We start from the raw sequence: 21,497 nt of genomic DNA, 5'->3' as shown, positions 1-21,497 counted from the left end.
TCAATCAGTTAAAAATTAGCGTTCAGTCCGAAAGTATACAGCTTGGTCATAGGTCCGTTCTCAGAACCGCCGCGCTCAGGATCATATTCTTTCAGTTTACTCGATTTGGTGTAGGTGAAAGGGTTTCTTGCTGTTGCATACACCCTGATGCTCCTTACAAAAGTTTTTTCCAATATCGCCTTTGGCACTTTGTACCCAAGGGTGATGTTTCTGAGCCTCACAAAAGAGCCGTCCACATAACCCAGCGAGCTTGAATACAGCATGGAAGCCAGTGAAAGGTTTTTATTGGGACGAGGGTAATCGTTGCTTGGATTTTCCGGCGTCCAGTAGTTGATCACCTGGGCAGTATTTTCAATACCCTGCGGGTTATATCGTCTCAGGAAGTCGGCATAAATCGTTTGACCCATTCTAGCAAAGACATACACATTAAGGTCCCATGACTTATAAGTGAAGGTATTTTCGAAACCACCAGTCCATTTAGGTCTGTTTGTTCCCACGATCATCCTGTCATTTGTTGCATCAATCTTGCCGTCATTATTGAGGTCTTCCACGCGGATATCACCGGGTTTCTGACCATACCTTGCGGCCTCAGCCTCCTGATTGGTCTGCCAGATACCCAGCTTTTTGTAATCATAGAAAGACTGGATCGGCGAGCCCACAAACCAGGCATTCGCCACGTCGGACTGTGCTCCACCGGCAAGCTCCACAATCCTTTCCCTGTTTCTGGAAAAGCTGATATTACTGGTCCACTGGAAATCCCTGTTGTCAATATTTTTTGTAGAGATCAGAACCTCAAGACCCTTGTTGCGCGTTTTGGCAATATTCTGGATGACAGAGGTCACCCCATCTGATGGAGGTAGACTGCGTTTAAGCAGCAGGTCATAAGTTTGTGAATCATAATAATCAATCGCTGCTGTAATCCTGTTTTTAAAGAAACCTGCTTCGATACCGATATCACTTGTTTTTGTCTTCTCCCAGGTGAGCGCCAGGTTTCCTATTGCAGGAGAATAGGTGTAGGCAGGTGCCGAGTTGTCATCATAGGCAAAGGCAATCCTGGTCAGGCTGCTCTGCGTAGAATACGGATCGATGTTATCACTACCGGCAACACCATAACTAAATTTCAGTTTCAGGTCACTCACCACCTTGCTGTCCTTCAGGAAATCCTCATCACTGATCCTCCATGCCACAGCTGCTGATGGGAAGAATGCCCATTTGTTGCCCTCCGCAAGTTTCGAGGAACCATCAGTACGGCCCGTCGCTGTCAGGAGGTATTTTCCTTTATAGGCATAGTTTAACCTACCTGCGAAAGAAACCAGGTTACTCATCGAGTAAGCGGTAGTTACAGCCTGGTTCTGCGTATTGCCGAGACCGTAGAAAAGCTGTGATTTCAGCAATTGGTTTTCTCCTGAGGCCGCGATATTATCAGATCGGTTATACAGCAAACTGTTGATTCCCGTCAGGGTGAAGGAATGATCTTTAATTTCCTTATTATAGGTGATAAAGTTTTCAATGTTGATCAGGTGACTGTTCGCAGCACTGTACGTTGCTTTTGGCACTGAGCCATTTCTATCGATCGAATAGCGGTCTGAATAAGTACCTGCCCTGTTGGTATTCAGGTTAACCCCAAAGTTAGAGCGCGCTACCAGTCCTTTAAAAGGTTTCAGCTCCATGTACGCAGAAATGAGCGTCCTGTTGATTACAGACTGATTTGCATATACATCTGGCTGCTCATCTGCCAGTGGGTTGACAAATGTTCCCTGCAAAGGATACACGATGAAGTTACCCTGATCGTCATAAACCCGTCCCAGCGGACTCACCTTGTTTCCCTGGTTGAGGGGATCGCGGCGGTTATCCACTTCATAATGCGTAAACTGCCCCTGCATCCCTGTGCTGAAATATTTACCGATCGACTGATCCAGATTCAGACGTGCGGTATAACGTTTCGACCTGTCGAGTTTTACAATTCCTTTTTCATCAAGGTAATCCAGTGAAAAATAAGCTTTTGTAGTTTCTGATCCTGCACGTACACCCAACTGGTAATCCTGCTGATGGCCGTTATGTATGAGCAGGTCCTGGTAGTTTACAAAGTCCCTGTTCTGTACGGCGGCAAGCTCTGCCGAATTGAAGATAGCAGCATCATCTGCGGGCGAGGCCCAGTTTCCCGTAGTGCGGTAAGCTTCACGGCGCAGTTGAATGTACTGATCTCCATCCAGGACCGAAGGATATCTGGCAACATTGGAAATACCATAGTAAGAGTTAAATGTGATGTCAGCTTTTCCGGCAACACCCTTTTTTGTAGTCACTAAGATAACTCCGTTGGCACCCCTGGAACCATAAATGGCCGTTGAGGATGCATCCTTGAGTACCTCCATAGAAGCGATATCATTGGAACTGATATCCTGCAGACTCGGGTACTGTACCCCGTCTACGATGATTAAGGGACCATTTGCAGCAGAAATAGAACGCGTACCGCGGATGTTGATGGAAACGCCTGAAGAGGCTGCCCCGCTGTTACGCGTAACATCCACCCCAGGAACCTTACCCTGGATAGATTCCAGTGGATTTGCGGTAGGCACCTTCGCGATGTCCTCCCCTTTTACGGAAACTACAGATCCTGTGAGATCTCTCTTTTTCACAGTTCCATAACCGATCACTACCACCTCTGTAAGGGCCGTCTCGTTGGAGGTTAAATCGACGTTGATGTTAGTTTGATTTCCTACAGGGATTTCGCGGGTCACATAACCCACATAGTTGACCGTCAGCACCACCGCATTATTGCCGGCAGGGATGTTCAACTTAAAGTTTCCCTTAGAATCTGTACTTGTTCCCTGGGTACTACCCTTGACCTTAATGCTTACGCCGATCAGTGTTTCCCCGTTCTTCCCATCGGCCACGCGGCCGGAAATGGTGCGATTTTGGGCTGTTGCGATACTGCTTACGAGCAGACACAATGCAGCCATTAGAAGATAAAATTTGTTCATACGGATTTGGTTAGAATGCATTGGTGAATGATAAATCCTGTGTTTCTTTCGGGACAAAGAATTTATCATTACCTGTATTAGGCAAGTCTACAAAGTTTTAAAGTTTAATCTCTGTAAACCGGGGGAAAATAAATGTGCAAACGTTCCCGGCAACGCTTGCATAAACGTTTTACTGCAGCGGTTCTACCCTGAACCAATCCACATCGGCGTATCCGCTATCGTTGATTTGTGTAATCCTGGTAGCAAAGAGCCCGAGTTTAGCACCGATCCAGAGACCGGCCTCAGCCTGGAAAGGCGCTCCGGCATCAGTAAATTTTTGGCCGTCCAGACTATAGCTGAACTGGCAGATTTCGCCCTTCTGAACTTTAACTCTGAAATAAACTTCTTTCTGTTTGATATCAAGCAGTTCTTTTTCTGTTTCAGATTTTCCCTGTTTTGCATTTTTGCATAAGAGGTAGACGAGCGACAAACCTTTGCTGCTGCTTTTGAAGGCAATACCGGCATAACTCTGGCCCATAACAATCAATCCTGCTTTCTCATTCTCGAGTTTCGGATTAGGACTAAACTTGATTTTTGTGGTGGCCATAAATTCATCGGCCGGTGTTTTCTGCAACAGGATATTGGGTACATCCCAGTAGTTTTTCGCTGAATCCGGTACCTTCATCGTGTAGAGCCTGAGCGTTCCTGCGGCACTGTTCATGAATGACCAGGTACCTTCAGGATTTGCCTGCCACTGCCATTGCAGTCCCAGTTTTACGGTATTGAACTCATCGCTTTCTGCAGGTGTCGCTACCGGATAAACCTTGCCCACATTCGGCTTTTTATAGACAGCAACCGGCTCTCCGGTACCATCTCCGTCGGCATCTGTTCCGATAACCGGCCAGTCGTTAACCCACTTCATCGGTTGCAGATGTACCACCCTGCCATAGGCATATTTATCCTGGAAATGCAGGAACCAGTCTTCTCCGGTTTTGGTATCTACCCATGCGCCCTGATGCGGACCATTGGTATCGGATTTACCCTGTGCCATTACGATTTTCCTTTCATAAGGCCCGTACAGGTTCTTCGAGCGCAGCACGATCTGCCAGCCTGTTGCGACCCCACCTGCCGGAGCAAAGAGGTAGTAGAATCCGTTTCTTTTATAAAATTTTGGTCCTTCGAGTGTAGGATCACTTTCATGACCGTCATATACGATTACCCCCTGATCGAGCACTTTATCGCCCGCTTTATTCAGTTCCTTAATCGTAATCACGCTTTTTATCCCTGCGCGACTGCCCGCATAGGCATGTGCGAGATAGACGCGGCCATCTGTATCCCAAAGCGGACATGGATCAATCAGACCTTTTCCCGGAGCAACCAGCAGTGGTTTAGACCATTTCCCCGCAGGGTCTGTAGCTTTAATCAGGTAAATTCCGAAATCAGGATCCGGGTAATAGATATAATATTCGCCGTTATGGTAACGGATGGCTGGTGCCCAAACACCATTACCATGCTGTGTTTTCGAAAAATGCTCAAACGGTGGCTGCCGTGTTAAGGCATGCGAAAGAATTGTCCAGTTCACCAGATCTTTGGAATGCAGGATCGGTAAACCAGGGATTCCATCAAAACTGGAGGATATCATATAGTAATCGTCACCTACGCGAATGGCGTCAGGATCGGAATAATCTGCATTGAGTACAGGGTTTTTGAATTTGCCATTACCCAGGTCTGATACCCAAACTTTTGAAATTGTGTTAGAGGAAGACTGCTGCTGCAGCGGCTTTTGCTGGGCGAGGGTGGTACTGAAAAATAGCGTCGGAAGAGAGAGCTGGAACAGGAATTTCCTGCTAACGTAAGGGAACGAGCGATGCATTGTCATACAGATTATTTGGTTTTTGGAGTGTCTGCTGCAATTCTAAGCAGTTTTTTGGCAGAAAGATTTTCAGGAGCCGTATTAATTTACGCAAACGTTGCCGAAAACATTTTGAGTTTCATCAAAATTCAAATTATTTCATTAAACTTGTAAAGTCCAACCCTATTACCGACCAAAAGTCGACCCAGTTTAACCAAATGTTTGAGAGCTCTACCATAAAAGATATTGCCCGGGCCCTGAACCTGTCCACTTCTACCGTTTCAAGGGCCTTGCGAGATAGTTACGAAATCAGTGCAGGTACCAAAAAGCTGGTGATGGACTATGCGCAGCAGGTTAATTACCGCCCCAATCCCAATGCTTTAAGCTTAAAGGAACGGAGGAGCAAATCTATCGGTATTGTGGTCAGTGAGGTGGCAAACCACTATTTTTCACAGGCCATCAATGGAATAGAGTCTATAGCAAACAGCCGCGGTTATACGGTGATCATCACCCAAACCCATGAATCTGTTGAACGAGAGCGAACCAATGTTCAGCACCTGGCATCCCGCTCGGTAGACGGCTTGCTGATCTCCCTTTCTGCGGAAACAAATGATGTAAGCCACCTGGAACAACTACATGAGCGCGGTCTGCCCATTGTGTTTTTCGACCGGGTACCGGAACGCATCAATACCTACAAAGTCATTGCCGATAACGCACAAGGGGCATACGAAGCGACTAATCATCTGATCCAGTCCGGGTTTAAAAAGATCGCACATATCTCCAGCTCAGGACATCTTTCCATCAGCATCGAGCGCTTAACAGGATATACACAAGCTTTACATGAAAATGGATTATCCATTAATCCTGAACACATTAAGAATTGTCCGCATGGCGGAATGATACAGGATGAGGTAGAAACTGCCGTAAAGGAATTGCTGAGTCTTCAGGATAAACCTGATGCCATCTTCGTCGCCGGAGACCGTCTGACGATGGGCTGCATGCATGTCCTGAAAAAGCTGAATATGCTGAACCCTACCATGATCGCTATTGCCGGATTCAGTAATTCGGATGTGCTGGATCTGTTCAACCCTCCTATTACATCGGTATTTCAGCCCGCTTTTGACATGGGGCAGTTGGCGACAGAAAAGCTGCTGGAACTGATCGAAGCCAAGTTTCCTGTCACAGAGTTCGACAGGGAAATCCTGCATACCAGGTTATATATCAGGTAATATGACCTGCTTCTGAAAAGCAGATCATATTTTTATTTGATCAGGATCGGGCTGTTGTATGCCTTCGCCTGATTGCCGAGAAATTTCTTAAACCCTCCTTCAGCAGAAAAAGCCGGATCAGAATGTTCCCAGGCCGCATAATAACGGAAGGAGACACTTTGCTTTGCGGCAGGTAATTTCATTTTCACGGTGTAAGTATTCAGAATATCACTTCCAGCATTTGGCGCTTGCCCGAATGCGATCAGGTCCGTTTTTTTCAACATCACTGCCATTCCCAGATTGTCATTGTTTTCACTCTGCTGGTCAAAAGTATAAAGGACGGAGGGGTTGCTGATGCTATCACGTACTGCCTTTTTGCTTTTCAGGTTCACAATGCCAGTCACCAGTCGGGCACCTGGAGGCGCATTTTTCAGGGATACTTTACTCTCGTAAAAGTACTGCCCGCCCCAGATGCTGATCTGCTCGGTGAGACTTGTCAGTTTTCCATTTCCAAGGACATTCCAGGCAGGATATTGCATCTGAAAAACCGCACGTACCGGGCCATCCGCAATTCTCCTGTAAATGATCTTACCCATATGAATCCCTCCTAATCTGACCAGGGTATCGGCTTTCCCGGCAACTGGTACGCTGAGAGCCAGCGAACCCGCCCCCAGTGATTTGCCTACGGCAAGGATATCCATTCCCCAGGGTGCCAGGTGGTGATAGACATTGCTGGGGTCTACTCCTACCGTGTCCATCATCATTGCGGACGTGGTTTTACCCCATATATCCTTGATGTTCCTGACATCCATGTAGATCCTGAAGCCCACTTTATCATTCTCCCAGCCTGGCCCTTCGGTAAGGAATGGCGGAAGTTTGACCTTCGTAAAATCAGTATTTGGCTGACCTGCCGGGACGGTATCCGCCAGCAAGTCTTTTCCGAACGAGTCATCATAGCGCTTACGACGCTGCCGTACATGGGCCAGCACCCCAGCGGAAACAACGATATCGCCGGTTAGGGCGAGTTTCAGTTTTACTGTTTCCCGGGCTTTGAAATCACAAAGCAGCACAGCTTTTTCCCATTTGCCATCACCGTCAAGATCGTCAAACTGAACCGCACCAGGGGCTTTACGTCCTATAATCTCCAGCGGTACATCTTCTGAAAGCTTGCCCAGTCTCTTTTCCAGAAAGGAACGATCGAGTTCAATCAGCTCATTTTTGCGCGCTACAGGCAGCTGGTTTTTCAACTGAATGATGATCTGCTGGGCGCTTGCGTTCATACTGCCACATCCGAGCAACAGCATGAACACTCCTTTTTGAAATCCCTTCATCAGCATTTTTTTAGCGGCCCATCCACCCACCATCAACGGTGAGTAATGTGCCATGAATATAATCCGAAGCTTTTGAACTCAGGAACAATACAGGTCCTTTGAAGTCCTCAGGTTCTCCCCAGCGTCCTGCAGGGATACGCTCCAGTATAGAGCGGCTACGGTTTTCATCGGCTCTCAGCGCAGTAGTATTGTCGGTAGAGATGTATCCCGGTACAATAGCGTTGACATTGATGCCTTTGGATGCCCATTCGTTGGCAAAAGCCTTGGTCAGGGATGCGATCGCACCTTTACTTGCGGCATATCCTGGAACGTTGATTCCTCCCTGAAAAGAAAGCAGGGAAGCTGTAAAAATGATCTTTCCGCCTCCGGCAGCAATCATTCCCTTGCCTATCTCCCGCGTCAGGATAAATGGTGCGGTTTGGTTCACATTGATCACTTCATCCCAGTACGCATCGGTATGTTCTGCCGCAGGCTGACGCAGGATAGTACCGGCATTGTTTACCAGGATATCGATCACCGGATGGGCTGTCTTTACCTTTTCGATGAAAACATACAGCGCTTCGCGATTACCCAGATCACACTGATAGGCAGTGAATTTTCTGCCCAGCGCAGTTACAGCCTGTTCCACTTCAGAGTTTTCCAGCTCCAGGCTGGCAGAAACACCGATGATGTCTGCACCCGCTTCTGCCAGTGCAATGGCCATCTCTTTACCCATTCCTCTTTTACAGCCTGTAACCAGTGCTGTTTTTCCCTGTAAATTAAATGTATCTAATACTGACATCGTTCTTATTTTAAATCGTTTATTGCACAGTGGTCCATATCTCCGTAATCCAGGTTTTCGCCCGCCATACCCCAGATGAAGGTGTAGTTGCTGGTTCCTGCTCCCGAGTGTATCGACCAGTTTGGCGAGATTACAGCTTCTTCATTCTGCATCCAGATATGTCTGCTCTCCTGCGGTTGTCCCATAAAGTGGCAGATGCTTTGTTTTTCAGGCACTTCGAAATAGAAATAAGCTTCCATCCTTCTGTCGTGCGTATGTGCCGGCATCGTATTCCAGACACTCCCCGCTTTTAATTCCGTCATCCCCATTTGCAGCTGGCAGGTTTCGATCACACTGTTAACGATCAACTTATTGATGATGCGGTGGTTAGCAGTTTCCAGCGAGCCCAACTCAACGATATCAGCCTCTGCTTTAGTCACTTTCTTTGTAGGGAATTTATGATGTGCAGGTGCGGAATTGATATACAGCTTTGCAGGTTTTGAGGGATCGGCCGAGGCAAACTGCACGTCTGCGGTTTCCTTTCCGATATATAAAGCCTCTTTGTAAGCCAGTTTATACTCTTCTCCATCCGCAGTAACGATCGCATCACCACCAACGTTGATGATCCCCAGCTCGCGGCGGTGCAGGAAATATGGCGCTTTCAGGTCGTCCGGATTGGGCAGTCCCAGTTTACCATTCACCGGCATTGCTCCTCCAACGATATAGCGGTCGAAATGAGACAGGGTAAGATTGACCTGATCTGCCTCAAATATTGAGCTGATTAAGAAATTATTGCGCAATGTAGCGGTATCCATTCCTTTGGCTTCAACAGGACTTACTGCATAACGACTTTCAAAACGATTTTCCATAATAATGTTTGTATGTGCTTATTTAATTGATTTATTTAGGCTGACTCCCTTTCTATCAAACTGACGGGAGTAATTACAGCAGGTTGATACTCATCTGTCGGAGGACTTTCTATCATTTCCATCAATGTTGCCACGAGTTTCTCGCCAAACAGAGCAGGATACTGATCTATTGTAGTGATGGAGGGACTGACGACAGCAGTGACAGGATCGTTGGAATAACCGACCAGGCGTAGCTCCTGAGGGATTTTGATCCCATTTTCTTTTGCATATTGCAGCACCGTCACCGCATTTCTGTCGCTCGTTACAAACAGTCCGTCGGGTTTACTTTTTCCTTTAAACATCTTTTTCAGCGCCTCCCGTGTTTCCTCAGCTTGCAGCTGCTGCTGAAAAAACAGTTTCGGCTCTTCTTTGCCCTGGAGCATCCGCAAGGCGGCGATAAAACCAGCGGCGCGCGCCTCGTAGATGTTCGATGTCATTGGCCCGTTGATCATTCCTATATGTTTACAACCAGCTTCCACCAAATGTTTGCCGGCAAGGAAACCGCCGTTAAAATCATCGCCCTTGATCACTCTTGCCCGGTATGTTTCGGGCGGTACACGGTCGTAGAAAAGAATGGGTATCTGGTGTGTAGAGAAGATATCGAAAGGACTGAAATCTTCGGTTTCCAGGGTGCAGGACACAATGATCGCATCTACCCTTGAGGAGAAAAATGTTTCTGCAAGTTCCTTTTCCATACCAGGATCGTCGTTCGACTGCCCGATGATGAGGTTATAGCCTTTTGCGTGCAAAAGATTCTGCACAACCGTAACTACCTCTGCATGAAAATACATGGAAATTTTGGGCAGGATCAGTCCGATGGTGTTGGTCTTGTTGTTCCTGAGTCCTGCAGCCATTTTATTTTTGCGGTAGCCCAGCTTCAGCGCCATTTCCAGCACGCGCTCTTTGGTCTCCTTCTTTACGTAAGAGGTATTATTGAGCGCCCTGGATACCGTAGCAGGCGATAAGTTCAGCGCTGCTGCGAGATCAAGAATGGTATTGTGCTGTTGACTATCCTTCATAAACTGCTGAATCATGAACTCAACGAATTTATGAAAACGTTTTCATAAAAGTACGGACAATCGGTAAAGATTGATATTTGCGCTTAATCCACGATGGTAATGCCGAGACTATCGAGGAAGGAAATCGCTGCCGGAAGCTGAAAAATCGCACCCTTGATCTTATTTCCTGAGGGATCGATATGGTAATTCTGAGCGCCTGTAAAGTTCGCCATCCGGAGATCAGTATCAGAGAACGTTGCCCCCATCAGGTCGGTACCCGTTAAATCGGCATTGGCCATATTACATCCGGTAAAATCTACTTCGCGGGCCACGCAGTTCAGGAGCTTTATTTTTTTCAGGTTTTTTCCAAAGAAGCTGGAGTAGCTGATGATAGACCCTTTGGCCTGCAGCGAAAATGGATTTTGCGTGTCATACCAGAGGATCCCTATCGCTTTACAATTGATGAGTGAACAATCACTGATGTATGTTTCCTTCAATTTGATCAGCGATAGATCGGTTTCCTCAAAGGTGCATTTGTTAAAAGTACAGTCGTCAAACAGACAGCCTTTGATGGTGGATTTATAAAAAACACAGTTATCGAAATACCTGCCCACAAGGTGTTTATCCTCATAGTTGATGTTTTCAAAACGTTTGTTGTAATGCGAAATTGGTTCGTCTGCTGTACTCAAAATGTAATAGATTTATCCCGTTTAGGGGCGTAAATCTAATACATTTTAAAATGCAATGAAACGTAATAGCCGATTAAATTGTCCCTGAGGGACAGCCATAACTTGATCATCATCTTTTTATATTTTGAAAAACAGGTCCTTAGCGATTGCGATTTCCTCATTGGTAATGGTGTGTGGTCTGCCGGGATAAACGACGACATGCATCTTTCCATTCATCTTTTCCTGGATGGCAGCACTTTCTCTGACTCTGCGCACTGGCACATGGGCATCAGGATCTCCGGTAGTAATCAGGATCGTAGTTTCTGCGAAGTCGCCCTTATAGTTTTCCAGGTTGAGCTCCTCCCCGATCAGTCCGCCGGTAAAGGCAATCACTCCTCCGTATTTCATCGCGTTGCGGGTGACATACTCCAGCGTGAGACAGGCCCCCTGTGAGAAACCGAGGAAGTAGATTTTCTCTTCAGGAATACCTGCTTTGATGATATCCTCTACCAGCTCTCCGATGATTTCCAATGCTGAATCCAGGGCGGGCTGGTTTTCTTCAACAGGCGCAATGAAACTCGTAGGGTACCAGCTGTGGTTAGTGGCCTGCGGGGCACATATCGCTACATCTTTCAGATCCAGATGGCTGCTCAGGGAGATGATACTTTGGGCCGAAGCCCCCCTGCCATGAATCATGACAAGGGCGCTTTTAGCATTTTCTACAGGTACTCCTGCAGTGATGATATTTTTTGAATGTTGATACATGTTATATTAAACTTGGTAATATACGTTCTATCTCTGCTCTCTGACTTTCATATTGTGCCGGCAACTTCAGGTTTGTACCGAGCTCGTTCAATGGCTCATCAACTGTAAAGCCCGGATTATCTGTAGCCAGTTCAAAAAGCACTCCTCCTGGTTCACGGAAATACAGTGAATAGAAGTAATTGCGGTCGATTTTCTCAGTGATATTCAAACCTGCAGCAACGATTTTATCCCTGAAATACATCAGCGTTGCCTCGTCTTTCACCCTGAACGCTACATGGTGTACCGATCCGCCTGCAACATGTCCGGCAGTTTCTCCTGCAGCCTCAACAAGATCTACAATAGCGGCCTGTTCTACAGCATCAGTAACAAAACGGTAGCGGTTTACATGTTGTTCCATCAGTTTGTAGCCGAAGATGTTTGTTAGTATCTCTGCAGTTTTATCAATCTTGTTGGTCGTGATCGTGATCTGATGAAAACCAAGGATCGCGTGATCCGCATTGATCTCAGGAGTTACAAATGGTGTCCTGTTATCTTTGTTTTTTGCAACGGTGAGTTCGAATTTAAGTCCATCCGGATCAAGGAAGGTGAGGTATTTCTCTCCGAATTTCTCCGCAGCTTTGTTATAGGTCACGTGGTTTTTCTCCAGACGCTCCTGCCAGAAATCAAGGCTGCCCTCAGGAACGCTGTATCCGATTTCTGTTGCCTGTCTGGTGCCTCTCCTGCCGGCACCGATGCTTCCCCATGGGAAGAAGGTTAGGATCGTTCCCGGAGAACCTGCTTCATCACCATAATATAAGTGGTATGTTTCAGGGTCATCGAAGTTGACGGTTTTTTTGATCAGGCGCAGTCCTAAAATCCTGGTGTAGAAATCGTGATTAACTTTTGCATTACCTGCAATTGCAGTGATGTGGTGCAGACCTAAAATTGAGTTTTCCATAATGAACCTTTCTGTTTTTTTTGCGGAGTGAACAACGCTGTTGCTTTCTCCTTTTTTTGTTTAAACAAATTTACTCCTTCGGGTTTTGATAAATCTTATCATATCGTAAGAAATTACTTTGAGGGGATTAACGGGAAATTTGGAGGTTTTTATGGGGGCTGGATTTTATTTCAAATAAATTTTCAAAAATATTTGTATTTGAATATCTGTTTTCTATCTTTGCAGCCCCGCAAGGGACAACGGACCGGTAGTTCAGCTGGTTAGAATGCCGCCCTGTCACGGCGGAGGTCGCGGGTTCGAGTCCCGTCCGGTCCGCAAGATTTAATCTTGAAGATATCGAAAAGCCTTTAATCGAAAGATTAGAGGCTTTTTTGATTTAGAGGATTTCAGAAATATTCAATTATTCTCATAATATCGATGAGTAATTCAGTGAGTCAATCAAATTGGATGCCCTACTCACTGAAAAGCTTGTAAGCAATTGATTTACAAGCTAATTCAGAATATAAACGTCTTGACTGCCCATAGCTGCAACGCTACTTTTGTTTAACTCTAATCTGATGAAAGATGAATAACACTTTTAGCCTGCTCTTCTTTTTGAAGAAGCCAAAAAAATATGTTGCCGGATCAGTGCCTATTTACATGTGTATTACTGTTGATGGAATACCTAAAGAACTATCAACCGGGAAACAATGCGAGCCTGAACGCTGGAACGCCAAGACCCTTCGTTTAGACGGAAAGAAGGAAGATGCCAGAACCATCAACTGCCATTTGAAAACCATTGAGGACAAAGTTGATCAGGCACATACTGATCTATATAAAGCCGGGAATGAAATCACCGCTCTATCACTTAAAAATAAATATTTAGGCGTTGAAGAAGAAGCGCACACCATAATCACAGCTATTCAAGATCATAATGATAAGGTAAAGGCACTGATCGGAAAGGGATTTACACAGGGCACACTAACCAAGTACAACACCACGTTCAAACATACTAAATCATTTATCATGTTTAAGTTTAAACTTACTGATGTGGTTTTGGATAAAGTGGACAACTATTTTATTTCCGAGTTTGATTTTTATTTGAGAAGCAAATGCGGATGTGAAAACAACGCAGCAGTAAAACACCTTAAAAATTTAGGCAAAGTGATACGTATCTGCCTCGCCAATCGGTGAATGACCTATGACCCGTTTAGCGGAAATAAAAACAAGATCACAAAGGTTCAGCAGGTCATTTTAACCCCAAGCGATATACAAGCCATCTATGAAAAAGATTTCGCCATAGAACGTCTAAGAATCGTTCGTGATGCTTTTATCTTTTGCTGTTATACAGGAATGAGTTTTATTGATTTGATTGAACTGAAAAAGTCAGAGATCATCAAGTGGGTTGACGGTTCATTATGGATTATTAAAAAACGTCATAAAACAGGTATTCCCTGCAATGTGCCAATGTTGACTGCTGAATTCTAATATTAGAAGAAATTTTCTGGCCAAAATTGTTCCGGCAGGTGTTTTCTTATTAATTCTGCTTGAGCTTTATAACCTCTCAGATCCAATTCTCTCAGAAACACAGGCCATGGCGGTATATTACTATGGTAAACATTGGATGATGATGTAGACATCCCTCCTCCCAGACCTTTTGATAGTCGTCCGTAAATACCTGTTGAAAGACCTCCATATAAGGCCGTTGACAACCCTCCATATAATCCACTACTCAAACCACCATATAAACCAGTATACATACCTCCCTTTAAACCTTTAGATAGGCCACCTCTAAGTCGAGTGCTTAAATTATGCGGCCAAGTTTTCAGGTTTTCAATAATTGGTTTACTCATTTTACGTTTTTTAAGTGATCATTGAAGTAAGTTATCAAAAATAATTAGGAAATCAATTTCCAATGAATATTTCAAGATTAAAGTATGGTTACAAGAAGCTGTGAAAAATTGTTATTATTGTATGATAACTTAAAGACTAATCAACAGTTGTAGTTAAATTAAGTTATCCTCATCATTATAAAACCAAATATGAATATCAAAAAGGTGAAAATTAACAACTTTAGGCTGTTAAAAGATTTTGAACTTGATTTGGAGGATAATCTCTCTCTAATAATTGGTAAAAATAATTGTGGTAAAACTTCACTGTTGACGCTTTTGAATAAATTTCTAAATGAAAAGTCAACTTCGGCAAGGTTCCACTGCGATGATTTCAATATCGATTTTCAAAAGGAATTAAAAACAATGACCGACGGAGAAGCAGACTTCCCAGAAAAATCACTTGGAATCACCATGAAATTATTTATAAATTATGATGATACTGATGACCTATCACAGGTAAGCAATCTAATAATGGATCTTAATCCGGAGAACAAAGTAATTGTTTTGGCCTTTGAATATAGTTTAACCCCAGATCTTTTTTATAACTTTCGAACCGATTTTAAGGAGTTCAAAAGGGAATATTCTTTAAAAGTTAAGGAAGATGCATCTATACAGATAAAAGAAGGCAAGCTTAAAACTGCGCTATCTGCTCAACTTATAGCATCTAAAATTGAAAAATCCTTTTATAATTTTTTCAAAAAATACCACCAAGATTATTTTTCTTTAAGCAAGAAAACCTTGTTTTATAGCCTGGAATTAAGCAGAGAGATTGATGATAATTATATTGATCTAATAAAAGAAAATATCAAATTGGATAAAATCATCAATTTTAAGATAATACAAGCCAAACGCGATGTTTCAAACCGTGAATCAGATAAAACGCTTTCAGTCTTGTCATCTGAATATTATAGTATAAAGGAGAACCAAAATAAAGATTCACTGCCTATTAAACAGTTTAAAGACACTTTAGAGGCAACGGATGAACATTTAGATACCGTGTATGTAGATTTGTTTAAAGATATTATTGATACTGTTGAACAATTCGGTGGAACGAAGGCAGGAGATTCAGTCATAAAAATTATTTCAACCCTTCAGCATAGAGAACTTTTAAAGGGCAATACAACTGTTATGTATGATCATAATAATGACCATGCTTTACCTGAAAGCTATAATGGATTAGGCTATATGAATCTAATAGGCATTATCTTTCAGATCGAAGTTTTGCTTAGCGATTTTAGAAAAGATAACAAAGACAATGAAAAACCTGCGGTTCTAAATATCCTATTTATCGAGGAACCAGAAGCACATACGCATCCGCAGATGCAGTATGTTTTTATTAAGAATATTAAGGATATATTGACTAGGGCTTCATCTGGGAAAACAGGTAAAATACCATTTTCACTACAAACAATTATTACAACTCATTCTTCCCATATTACTGCGGAAAGTGAATTTGATGATCTTAAATACTTCGCAAAAATTAGTGAGAATACAGTTGTTGCAAAAAACCTTAAGGATTTAAGGATAGAATATGGTCAAGAAACTGAACAGTATGATTTTTTGAGGCAATATCTTACAATCAATCGAACAGAACTATTCTTTGCAGATAAAGCCATTTTTATAGAAGGAGACACGGAAAGACTTCTGCTGTCTACTATAATGAGAAAACTTGATTTGGAACATAAAGAAGATGGTGTAATGCCTTTACTTTCACAAAATATATCGATAGTTGAAGTAGGAGCGCATTCACAAATTTTTGAAAAACTGATTATATTCTTGGATATAAAGACTCTAATAATTACAGACATTGATACATATAAGATGGTGCAATTGACGGATTCATCAGGAAATTTAAAGGTTAAAAAGAATAACGATCCAAGAATGGTTCCGGCAAAATGCCCCGTTAATGACGCGACTGATTATGGCAACAATGCTATAAAATTATTTACCGGCAGTATGTTATTGGCATCTTTAAAGAAATTAAACGTTGGAGATACCATATTTAAAAAGACTGGCAGCAAGTGGAACGTTGCACCTGATGGAAATTTGTGTTTAGCTTTCCAACTCAAAGAAGAAGAATACCATGCTAGGAGCTATGAAGATGCATTCATTTCATTGAATTTGGATTTTATTAAAAATAATATTAAAAAATTTCAAAGCTTAAAAAACGTGGAAGATATTGACGATTTAGATCCATATGATATAGCAGACAAATGCATCGCAAAGAAAACTTCTTTTGCGCTAGATATCTTGTATGTAAGTGATGAAAAATATAGTAATTGGAGAATTCCATCATATATTAAAGGAGGTTTACTGTGGTTGAAGAAATAGAAAACGAAGTAAGCCAAGTATTAGTTCACATTCAAAGTGGAAACAATTTTCTTTTAAGTGGGGGGGCTGGCTCAGGAAAGACTTATTCGCTTGTACAAGTAATTAAAAAAGTGATAGAGATATCCCCTATTTCAATTGTGGCTTGCATGACCTATACTAATTCTGCTGTAAGGGAAATTGAGGAACGTGTAAACCATTCAAATCTGAAAGTTAGCACTATCCACGACTTTTTGTGGGATAACATCAAGAGCTTTCATAAAGATATTCAGTCGTCATTGATTGAGATAATCAATGACGAAAATTATAAAACGAAGAGTCCAGATGGAACAGTTGGCATGGATTATTACGATAATCTTACTGAGCCTATTCGTTATAGGCAAGGTGCAAGAATAAGAGATGGAATTATCTCTCATGACGAGGTAATCGAATTAGCGAGTTATATGTTTAAAAAGTACGCTAAACTTGGAGAAATTTTAAAAGATAAATATCCATTCATATTTGTGGATGAATATCAAGATACACATCCGGCTGTTATTGAAATTTTGCTAAACCTATCAAATAAAGATAGTAAAAGAAATATTGTTGGTCTTTTTGGTGATGCTATGCAATCAATATATGATGAAGGAGTTGGTGATGTTAATAGTTATATAGATTCAGGAAAGATCTTAGAGGTCAAAAAGATACAAAATAGACGTAATCCGCAGTCCATTATTACTTTAGCAAATACACTCCGTAATGATGGTATTCAGCAAAAGCCATCCGCGGATTTAAACGCTCCTAATATGATTAGTGGGCAAGTGAAGCAAGGTTCAATTCGATTTATTTATTCAGATAATAATGATTTAAATTATATTAAATCAAAAATCGAATGGAATTTTTCTAATGCAAAGGAAACCAAAGAATTAAATCTTACTCATAATCTAATTGCTAGTAAAGCAGGATTTGGAAACTTGATGGAAATTTATGATAAAGATCCTATTATGAATTTGAAAATCGACATTGTAAAAAAGATAAAAGACAATGAAAAAAAAGGAAATCCAGATTCTATTAGTGAAGAAGCTACGTTTGGTGATGTTGTAGATATAGTAGCCCTACAAGATCGTCAAAAGAACCTAAGGAAAACACAAATCATTGCACTTCATTCTGACTTATACAATAAAGTTAAGGACTTACCTTTTACTACGGTACGAAAAATATACTTGGACAAAGACAACCTCCTAGATGATAAAAAAGAAAATAAAAGTGATGAAAACAGAACAGGGTCGAAACGAGATTCATTAATAAGGCATCTATTTAAAATTTATCATAATGTTAATCTTTACCAAAACAAGCAGTATAATGAATTTATCCGGACTACTCAATTTCCTATTGTTTCGATTCAAAGTAAAATCGAATTGAAATCAATTATTGAACTTATGAGCTCTCGTACCCATTTAACCATTGGAGAGGTCATTGAGTTTGCTCATGAAAGAAGAATTTGTTTTAAAGATGATAGCTTTAATAGATTCATTGAAAATAACGAATATTTATATGAACGTGTTAAGAATGTGTTATTTTCAGAATTCATCAACCTATATAATTATTTAGAAGGATATACTCCATTTTCGACCCAACATAAAATTAAAGGTGCTGAATTTGATAATGTTTTGGTTGTTTTGGATAATGGAGGATGGAATAAATATAACTTTGAATACTTATTTGACACCAATATCTTTAGCACTTTAGACGCATCAAAAAAGAAATCATATCCGGGTATTTTGTCCAGAACCCAGAAAATATTTTATGTATGTTGTACCAGGGCTAAAGAGAATCTAGTAGTCTTTTATCATAATCCCAGCCAACAGATAATTGACAATGCTAAGAATTTATTCAGTGGTAATGTATTAAAAGTTTAAAAATAATTTACGAAAATTGAGTCTAACCTTTTAGTTGTTATAACTAACTAGAGGTGAAAAATATTTTGGTACTTTGACAGAGGCATAAAATTGCTATTTTCATATTTTATTCAATTATTACAAATCAAGAAATATTTGCCAAATCTTGGAAACATTCTTTATAAAAAATTGGAAAATACACTAGTGGAAATAAATTTACTTAGCAAGTATGCTACGGGAATCCGTAATGTATTACCCAAATAAGGTTTAAAATTTACTCAATAAGTCCGTAAGTGTCAGAATATCTTTTTGTACATTTAATCAAATGTTATGAAACATGTTTAAAATCGTAGAATATCCGAAGGTTCAAGATTTCTTTAATGAAAATAAAAAAGTCATTTATAAAAATAGATTGGCACACTACCATTTGATTCAGTATTTCGACGAATTAAACGCAGGTAGACAATCCATTTACGAAGCCTATAACGTTGTAGACGAAGATGGTGGAAATGTAATTGCAGTTTGGGGCGATTCAGCATATTACCTATATTCATTGAAATGGTCAGACGCTGTAATAGACGGTTTATTAAGTAAAATAAATGTGGATAAATACACTAAGCGATTTTCTTTTTGCGATACTAACAAACTGGTGCTTTATTTATTTAATAAAAGTGGTTTAGAGTTTCAAATTTTTAAAGAGCGACTATAATATGAATGCGAAAGTGTCGAGCTTTTAAACAGGCAATGTGAAGGAGTAGCATTTTTAAGTACAACCGATGATTTGGAGACAGTATCAGAAATGACCTACAAATATGGTATTGAAGAATGGGGAGAGCGAGAAGGAAGGGATTTAGATCATGCCCGGCAACTTTCCTATCAATCAATATTGCAGGAAACTAATTGCCATTGGGAATTAAATGGCAAAATCACAACTATAGCTAGTGTGTTAGATGCCGATAAGGAATTACCAATTATTGGTAGTTTATAAACTAATCCCGATGATCGTGGAAAAGGTTATGCGAAGTGCCTGGTGCATGAAATTGCAAGACAAATTACAACCGATGGTAATGGGGGATGCGGAATAGTCTCGGATGCGAGTGATCCAATTATAATCAAAATGTTCCCAAAAATCGGTTTTAGGGAAAGTAGCAGATATGTTGCTGTTCATACAACACGCGAAACAATTTAAATTAGGAAATGAGGAAAGCAGCAGACGAATGTTTACTATGCAGGATTAATGCTGCAACTAAGACCAATTCACATATTTTACCAAGGTTTATATCAACAGGTTTTTTGGGGGCAAAAGGGGTTCCAAGAAAGGGCTATTTATTAAACGGTAAAAATGAACTTACTTCTAAACCAAAAACTGCACAAGATTCTCCCAAAGAAGATCACATCCTTTGTGATGAGTGTGAGGCTTATTTTAGTATACTTGAAACTGCCTCGGCACCGTCTTTCAAATTCTGGCAGGCAAAAATAGCAGCGGGGGAATTTAAAGAAATAACGATAAAACCATTTCTTAAATTAGTACAACTTAACTCTCCGGAGCCTACAGTTATGCGATTACTAGTTTATTCTATGTTTTGGAGAGCAAGTATTTCATCAACAGAAACATTTAACAGTTATAAACTTGACCCCGAGTTAGAAGAATCATTAAGAAACAATTTGTTAGAATTTAAAGCACTGACGATGGGGGATTTGGATGCCCATGTAAAAGCGAAGGAAATTATATTACACCCATACGCATCTATGACCTCCGGTTCATTCAAAGATGAGACAGCCAATGTCTTAGCTGCAATAAATGCTGAAAATCCCGCGTCCTTACATGTTGATAAATTTGGCTTTTATATCTTTAAAGCTGATAAGGATGTTGCTGGTAACTTCATGGCAGATTTTACCAATGTAAAAACTAGTGACAATCAAATTATGGTTGTAAGCGAACAAATATGGTATAGTGTTATGGTGAAGCGCCCCTTGGAGATGGCTGCTGAACAAGCAAAGAAAAATCTAGCAAATCCAAAATAGGTTATGGCTGAGCAACGACTATTTAATGTATTACAATTAGCTTATACCCCTTTAAGCAATTATGATTTTGTGATGGTGAAAGACGATGCTATCATTCAGCAATTTATTAATTCGGGAAAATTATATGTAATTGCACAGCGACCAGTTTTAACCTTTGAAAATTTCTATCTGGATAGCGACGATATTGAAAATCCTGTTTTAAAGTTTGAAGTTCATCAAAAAGGTTCTGATGAAAAATTAGAGTGCGAGTTTCCTCTATTTCAGGAGGAATTTAATGTGCCGTATGGTAGCCGCTGCGATATTGCTATTAATTATACTTATCCTAAATCAGAAGTGTTATTCCAACATCCTATGCCATTTTCTTCAATGGCTAACTTTGTAGTTAATACCGGGAACGATTACTATTGGATATCACCAGAGAAATTAATTTACCATTATTTGAGAGATGTTTTAGACATTAGAATAAAGGGTGATATTACTCACTTCTTGAAATATAAAGTTCACTATATAGGTAAAGCAACTGAACAAGATGTAATAAAAAGATTAACAGGTCATTCTCACCTGCAAGATATATTATCAATAGAAAGGCCATTTCACTACGGAACCTTGCCTACGGAAGAAATTGCGATCCTGTTCTTATCATTTAAGGACAACATCTTTATGAATACTTTTTCTCCGGACGACGATGAAATGGATATTGCAGTCAAAGTGTTAATGGGTGAAAAGCCCATTGATGATAACGTAATCTATTTAGATGCGGAAAAAGCACTTATAAAAGCGCTAAAACCTAAACACAATAAATTACTATATAACAGTTATCCGGCGAGCAAAGATGGCCTGCACTCACACAATTTAGAGTTCTATACTTTCAATTTTTCTGACCCTATTACTCTGATTTATGATAATGGGGAAATTGTCGGATGCAAAGACTCTTTAATTGTGGAAAAAGGTAAAACCCTACAAATACGTAAAGGCGTAAGTCCCAAATAGCACTAGTGCCTTGAATTTA

The 21,497-nt window shown here is 41.2% G+C and carries 19 protein-coding genes and 1 tRNA gene; 10 read left to right on the top strand and 10 right to left on the bottom strand.

Going from position 1 to position 21,497, the window contains the following annotated elements:
- Nucleotides 1-8: 8 nt before the first annotated feature.
- Both OQY15_RS16940 and OQY15_RS16935 read right to left on the bottom strand, forming a co-directional pair.
- The gene (locus OQY15_RS16940; protein WP_265793070.1) at nt 9-2,981 is read right to left on the bottom strand and encodes a TonB-dependent receptor; all 2,973 of its coding nucleotides are present in this window, start codon (nt 2,979-2,981) and stop codon (nt 9-11) included.
- 169 nt (nt 2,982-3,150) lie between these two features.
- Nucleotides 3,151-4,839 carry a glycoside hydrolase 43 family protein gene (locus OQY15_RS16935; protein WP_265793069.1) on the bottom strand — a complete coding sequence of 563 codons (1,689 nt, stop codon included), beginning with the start codon at nt 4,837-4,839 and terminating at the stop codon, nt 3,151-3,153.
- 191 nt (nt 4,840-5,030) lie between these two features.
- Between OQY15_RS16935 and OQY15_RS16930 the strand changes: the two genes are divergently transcribed.
- Nucleotides 5,031-6,041, top strand: coding sequence for a LacI family DNA-binding transcriptional regulator (locus OQY15_RS16930; RefSeq protein WP_265793068.1), 1,011 nt, complete (start codon nt 5,031-5,033; stop codon nt 6,039-6,041).
- A 32-nt stretch (nt 6,042-6,073) separates the two neighbouring features.
- Here the strand turns inward: OQY15_RS16930 and OQY15_RS16925 are convergent, their stop codons facing one another.
- The 7 genes from OQY15_RS16925 to OQY15_RS16895 form a co-directional block, all read right to left on the bottom strand.
- Nucleotides 6,074-7,405, bottom strand: coding sequence for a DUF4861 family protein (locus OQY15_RS16925; RefSeq protein WP_265793067.1), 1,332 nt, complete (start codon nt 7,403-7,405; stop codon nt 6,074-6,076).
- Nucleotides 7,362-8,132, bottom strand: a complete 771-nt coding sequence (locus tag OQY15_RS16920) for an SDR family oxidoreductase (protein WP_265793066.1) — start codon at nt 8,130-8,132, stop codon at nt 7,362-7,364. Before OQY15_RS16920 ends, OQY15_RS16925 begins: the two co-directional genes overlap by 44 nt.
- A 5-nt stretch (nt 8,133-8,137) precedes the next feature.
- Complete coding sequence (gene kduI / locus OQY15_RS16915) at nt 8,138-8,980, bottom strand: 5-dehydro-4-deoxy-D-glucuronate isomerase (protein ID WP_265793065.1); 843 nt, start codon at nt 8,978-8,980, stop codon at nt 8,138-8,140.
- A 35-nt stretch (nt 8,981-9,015) separates the two neighbouring features.
- Nucleotides 9,016-10,053, bottom strand: a complete 1,038-nt coding sequence (locus tag OQY15_RS16910) for a LacI family DNA-binding transcriptional regulator (RefSeq protein ID WP_265793064.1) — start codon at nt 10,051-10,053, stop codon at nt 9,016-9,018.
- 68 nt (nt 10,054-10,121) lie between these two features.
- Nucleotides 10,122-10,706 (bottom strand): pentapeptide repeat-containing protein, encoded by a 585-nt coding sequence (locus OQY15_RS16905; RefSeq protein WP_265793063.1) that lies wholly within the window; start codon nt 10,704-10,706, stop codon nt 10,122-10,124.
- A gap of 117 nt (nt 10,707-10,823) precedes the next feature.
- Nucleotides 10,824-11,450 (bottom strand): dienelactone hydrolase family protein, encoded by a 627-nt coding sequence (locus tag OQY15_RS16900; protein WP_265793062.1) that lies wholly within the window; start codon nt 11,448-11,450, stop codon nt 10,824-10,826.
- A gap of 1 nt (nt 11,451) precedes the next feature.
- A complete protein-coding gene (locus OQY15_RS16895) occupies nt 11,452-12,387 on the bottom strand; it encodes a ring-cleaving dioxygenase (protein ID WP_265793060.1) in 936 nt (311 codons plus the stop codon).
- Between the two features lie 241 nt (nt 12,388-12,628).
- On the opposite strand from OQY15_RS16895, the gene OQY15_RS16890 reads away from it, so the two are divergent.
- From OQY15_RS16890 to OQY15_RS16880, 3 genes are all read left to right on the top strand, one after another.
- Nucleotides 12,629-12,702: transfer RNA gene (locus OQY15_RS16890), tRNA-Asp, on the top strand.
- Nucleotides 12,703-12,951: 249 nt separating this feature from the next.
- Nucleotides 12,952-13,560 (top strand): phage integrase SAM-like domain-containing protein, encoded by a 609-nt coding sequence (locus OQY15_RS16885; protein ID WP_265793059.1) that lies wholly within the window; start codon nt 12,952-12,954, stop codon nt 13,558-13,560.
- Nucleotides 13,561-13,854: a hypothetical protein gene (locus tag OQY15_RS16880; RefSeq protein ID WP_265793058.1), complete on the top strand. Its 294-nt coding sequence runs from the start codon at nt 13,561-13,563 to the stop codon at nt 13,852-13,854. It abuts the gene before it with no gap.
- 2 nt (nt 13,855-13,856) lie between these two features.
- Here the strand turns inward: OQY15_RS16880 and OQY15_RS16875 are convergent, their stop codons facing one another.
- Entirely contained in the window at nt 13,857-14,219 is a 363-nt protein-coding gene (locus OQY15_RS16875) for a hypothetical protein (RefSeq protein ID WP_265793057.1), read from the bottom strand.
- 189 nt (nt 14,220-14,408) lie between these two features.
- Between OQY15_RS16875 and OQY15_RS16870 the strand changes: the two genes are divergently transcribed.
- From OQY15_RS16870 to OQY15_RS16845, 6 genes are all read left to right on the top strand, one after another.
- Nucleotides 14,409-16,589 carry an ATP-dependent endonuclease gene (locus OQY15_RS16870; RefSeq protein ID WP_265793056.1) on the top strand — a complete coding sequence of 727 codons (2,181 nt, stop codon included), beginning with the start codon at nt 14,409-14,411 and terminating at the stop codon, nt 16,587-16,589.
- The gene (locus OQY15_RS16865) at nt 16,574-18,484 is read left to right on the top strand and encodes a UvrD-helicase domain-containing protein (RefSeq protein WP_265793055.1); all 1,911 of its coding nucleotides are present in this window, start codon (nt 16,574-16,576) and stop codon (nt 18,482-18,484) included. The genes OQY15_RS16870 and OQY15_RS16865 overlap by 16 nt, the downstream gene beginning before the upstream one ends.
- 316 nt (nt 18,485-18,800) lie before the next feature.
- Entirely contained in the window at nt 18,801-19,172 is a 372-nt protein-coding gene (locus OQY15_RS16860) for a hypothetical protein (protein ID WP_265793054.1), read from the top strand.
- A gap of 72 nt (nt 19,173-19,244) precedes the next feature.
- Nucleotides 19,245-19,451 carry a hypothetical protein gene (locus OQY15_RS16855; RefSeq protein WP_265793053.1) on the top strand — a complete coding sequence of 69 codons (207 nt, stop codon included), beginning with the start codon at nt 19,245-19,247 and terminating at the stop codon, nt 19,449-19,451.
- A 209-nt stretch (nt 19,452-19,660) separates the two neighbouring features.
- Nucleotides 19,661-20,488 (top strand): hypothetical protein, encoded by an 828-nt coding sequence (locus OQY15_RS16850; protein WP_265793052.1) that lies wholly within the window; start codon nt 19,661-19,663, stop codon nt 20,486-20,488.
- A 3-nt stretch (nt 20,489-20,491) separates the two neighbouring features.
- Nucleotides 20,492-21,478, top strand: coding sequence for a hypothetical protein (locus OQY15_RS16845; RefSeq protein ID WP_265793051.1), 987 nt, complete (start codon nt 20,492-20,494; stop codon nt 21,476-21,478).
- Nucleotides 21,479-21,497 lie beyond the last annotated feature (19 nt).

Origin of the sequence: Pedobacter sp. MC2016-15, from assembly GCF_026239695.1 — a bacterium.
Taxonomy (GTDB): Bacteria; Bacteroidota; Bacteroidia; order Sphingobacteriales; family Sphingobacteriaceae; genus Pedobacter.
Note: the sequence above shows the minus strand (reverse complement) of the source record. Positions and strands in the feature narration are given on the sequence as shown.

Coding starts and splice junctions, on each gene's coding strand:
- OQY15_RS16940 (WP_265793070.1), bottom strand. CDS start 2,981: ATGAACAAATTTTATCTTCTAATGGCTGCATTGTGTCTGCTCGTAAGC.
- OQY15_RS16935 (WP_265793069.1), bottom strand. CDS start 4,839: ATGACAATGCATCGCTCGTTCCCTTACGTTAGCAGGAAATTCCTGTTC.
- OQY15_RS16930 (WP_265793068.1), top strand. CDS start 5,031: ATGTTTGAGAGCTCTACCATAAAAGATATTGCCCGGGCCCTGAACCTG.
- OQY15_RS16925 (WP_265793067.1), bottom strand. CDS start 7,405: ATGGCACATTACTCACCGTTGATGGTGGGTGGATGGGCCGCTAAAAAA.
- OQY15_RS16920 (WP_265793066.1), bottom strand. CDS start 8,132: ATGTCAGTATTAGATACATTTAATTTACAGGGAAAAACAGCACTGGTT.
- kduI (WP_265793065.1), bottom strand. CDS start 8,980: ATGGAAAATCGTTTTGAAAGTCGTTATGCAGTAAGTCCTGTTGAAGCC.
- OQY15_RS16910 (WP_265793064.1), bottom strand. CDS start 10,053: ATGATTCAGCAGTTTATGAAGGATAGTCAACAGCACAATACCATTCTT.
- OQY15_RS16900 (WP_265793062.1), bottom strand. CDS start 11,450: ATGTATCAACATTCAAAAAATATCATCACTGCAGGAGTACCTGTAGAA.
- OQY15_RS16895 (WP_265793060.1), bottom strand. CDS start 12,387: ATGGAAAACTCAATTTTAGGTCTGCACCACATCACTGCAATTGCAGGT.
- OQY15_RS16885 (WP_265793059.1), top strand. CDS start 12,952: ATGAATAACACTTTTAGCCTGCTCTTCTTTTTGAAGAAGCCAAAAAAA.
- OQY15_RS16880 (WP_265793058.1), top strand. CDS start 13,561: ATGACCTATGACCCGTTTAGCGGAAATAAAAACAAGATCACAAAGGTT.
- OQY15_RS16875 (WP_265793057.1), bottom strand. CDS start 14,219: ATGAGTAAACCAATTATTGAAAACCTGAAAACTTGGCCGCATAATTTA.
- OQY15_RS16870 (WP_265793056.1), top strand. CDS start 14,409: ATGAATATCAAAAAGGTGAAAATTAACAACTTTAGGCTGTTAAAAGAT.
- OQY15_RS16860 (WP_265793054.1), top strand. CDS start 18,801: ATGTTTAAAATCGTAGAATATCCGAAGGTTCAAGATTTCTTTAATGAA.
- OQY15_RS16850 (WP_265793052.1), top strand. CDS start 19,661: ATGAGGAAAGCAGCAGACGAATGTTTACTATGCAGGATTAATGCTGCA.
- OQY15_RS16845 (WP_265793051.1), top strand. CDS start 20,492: ATGGCTGAGCAACGACTATTTAATGTATTACAATTAGCTTATACCCCT.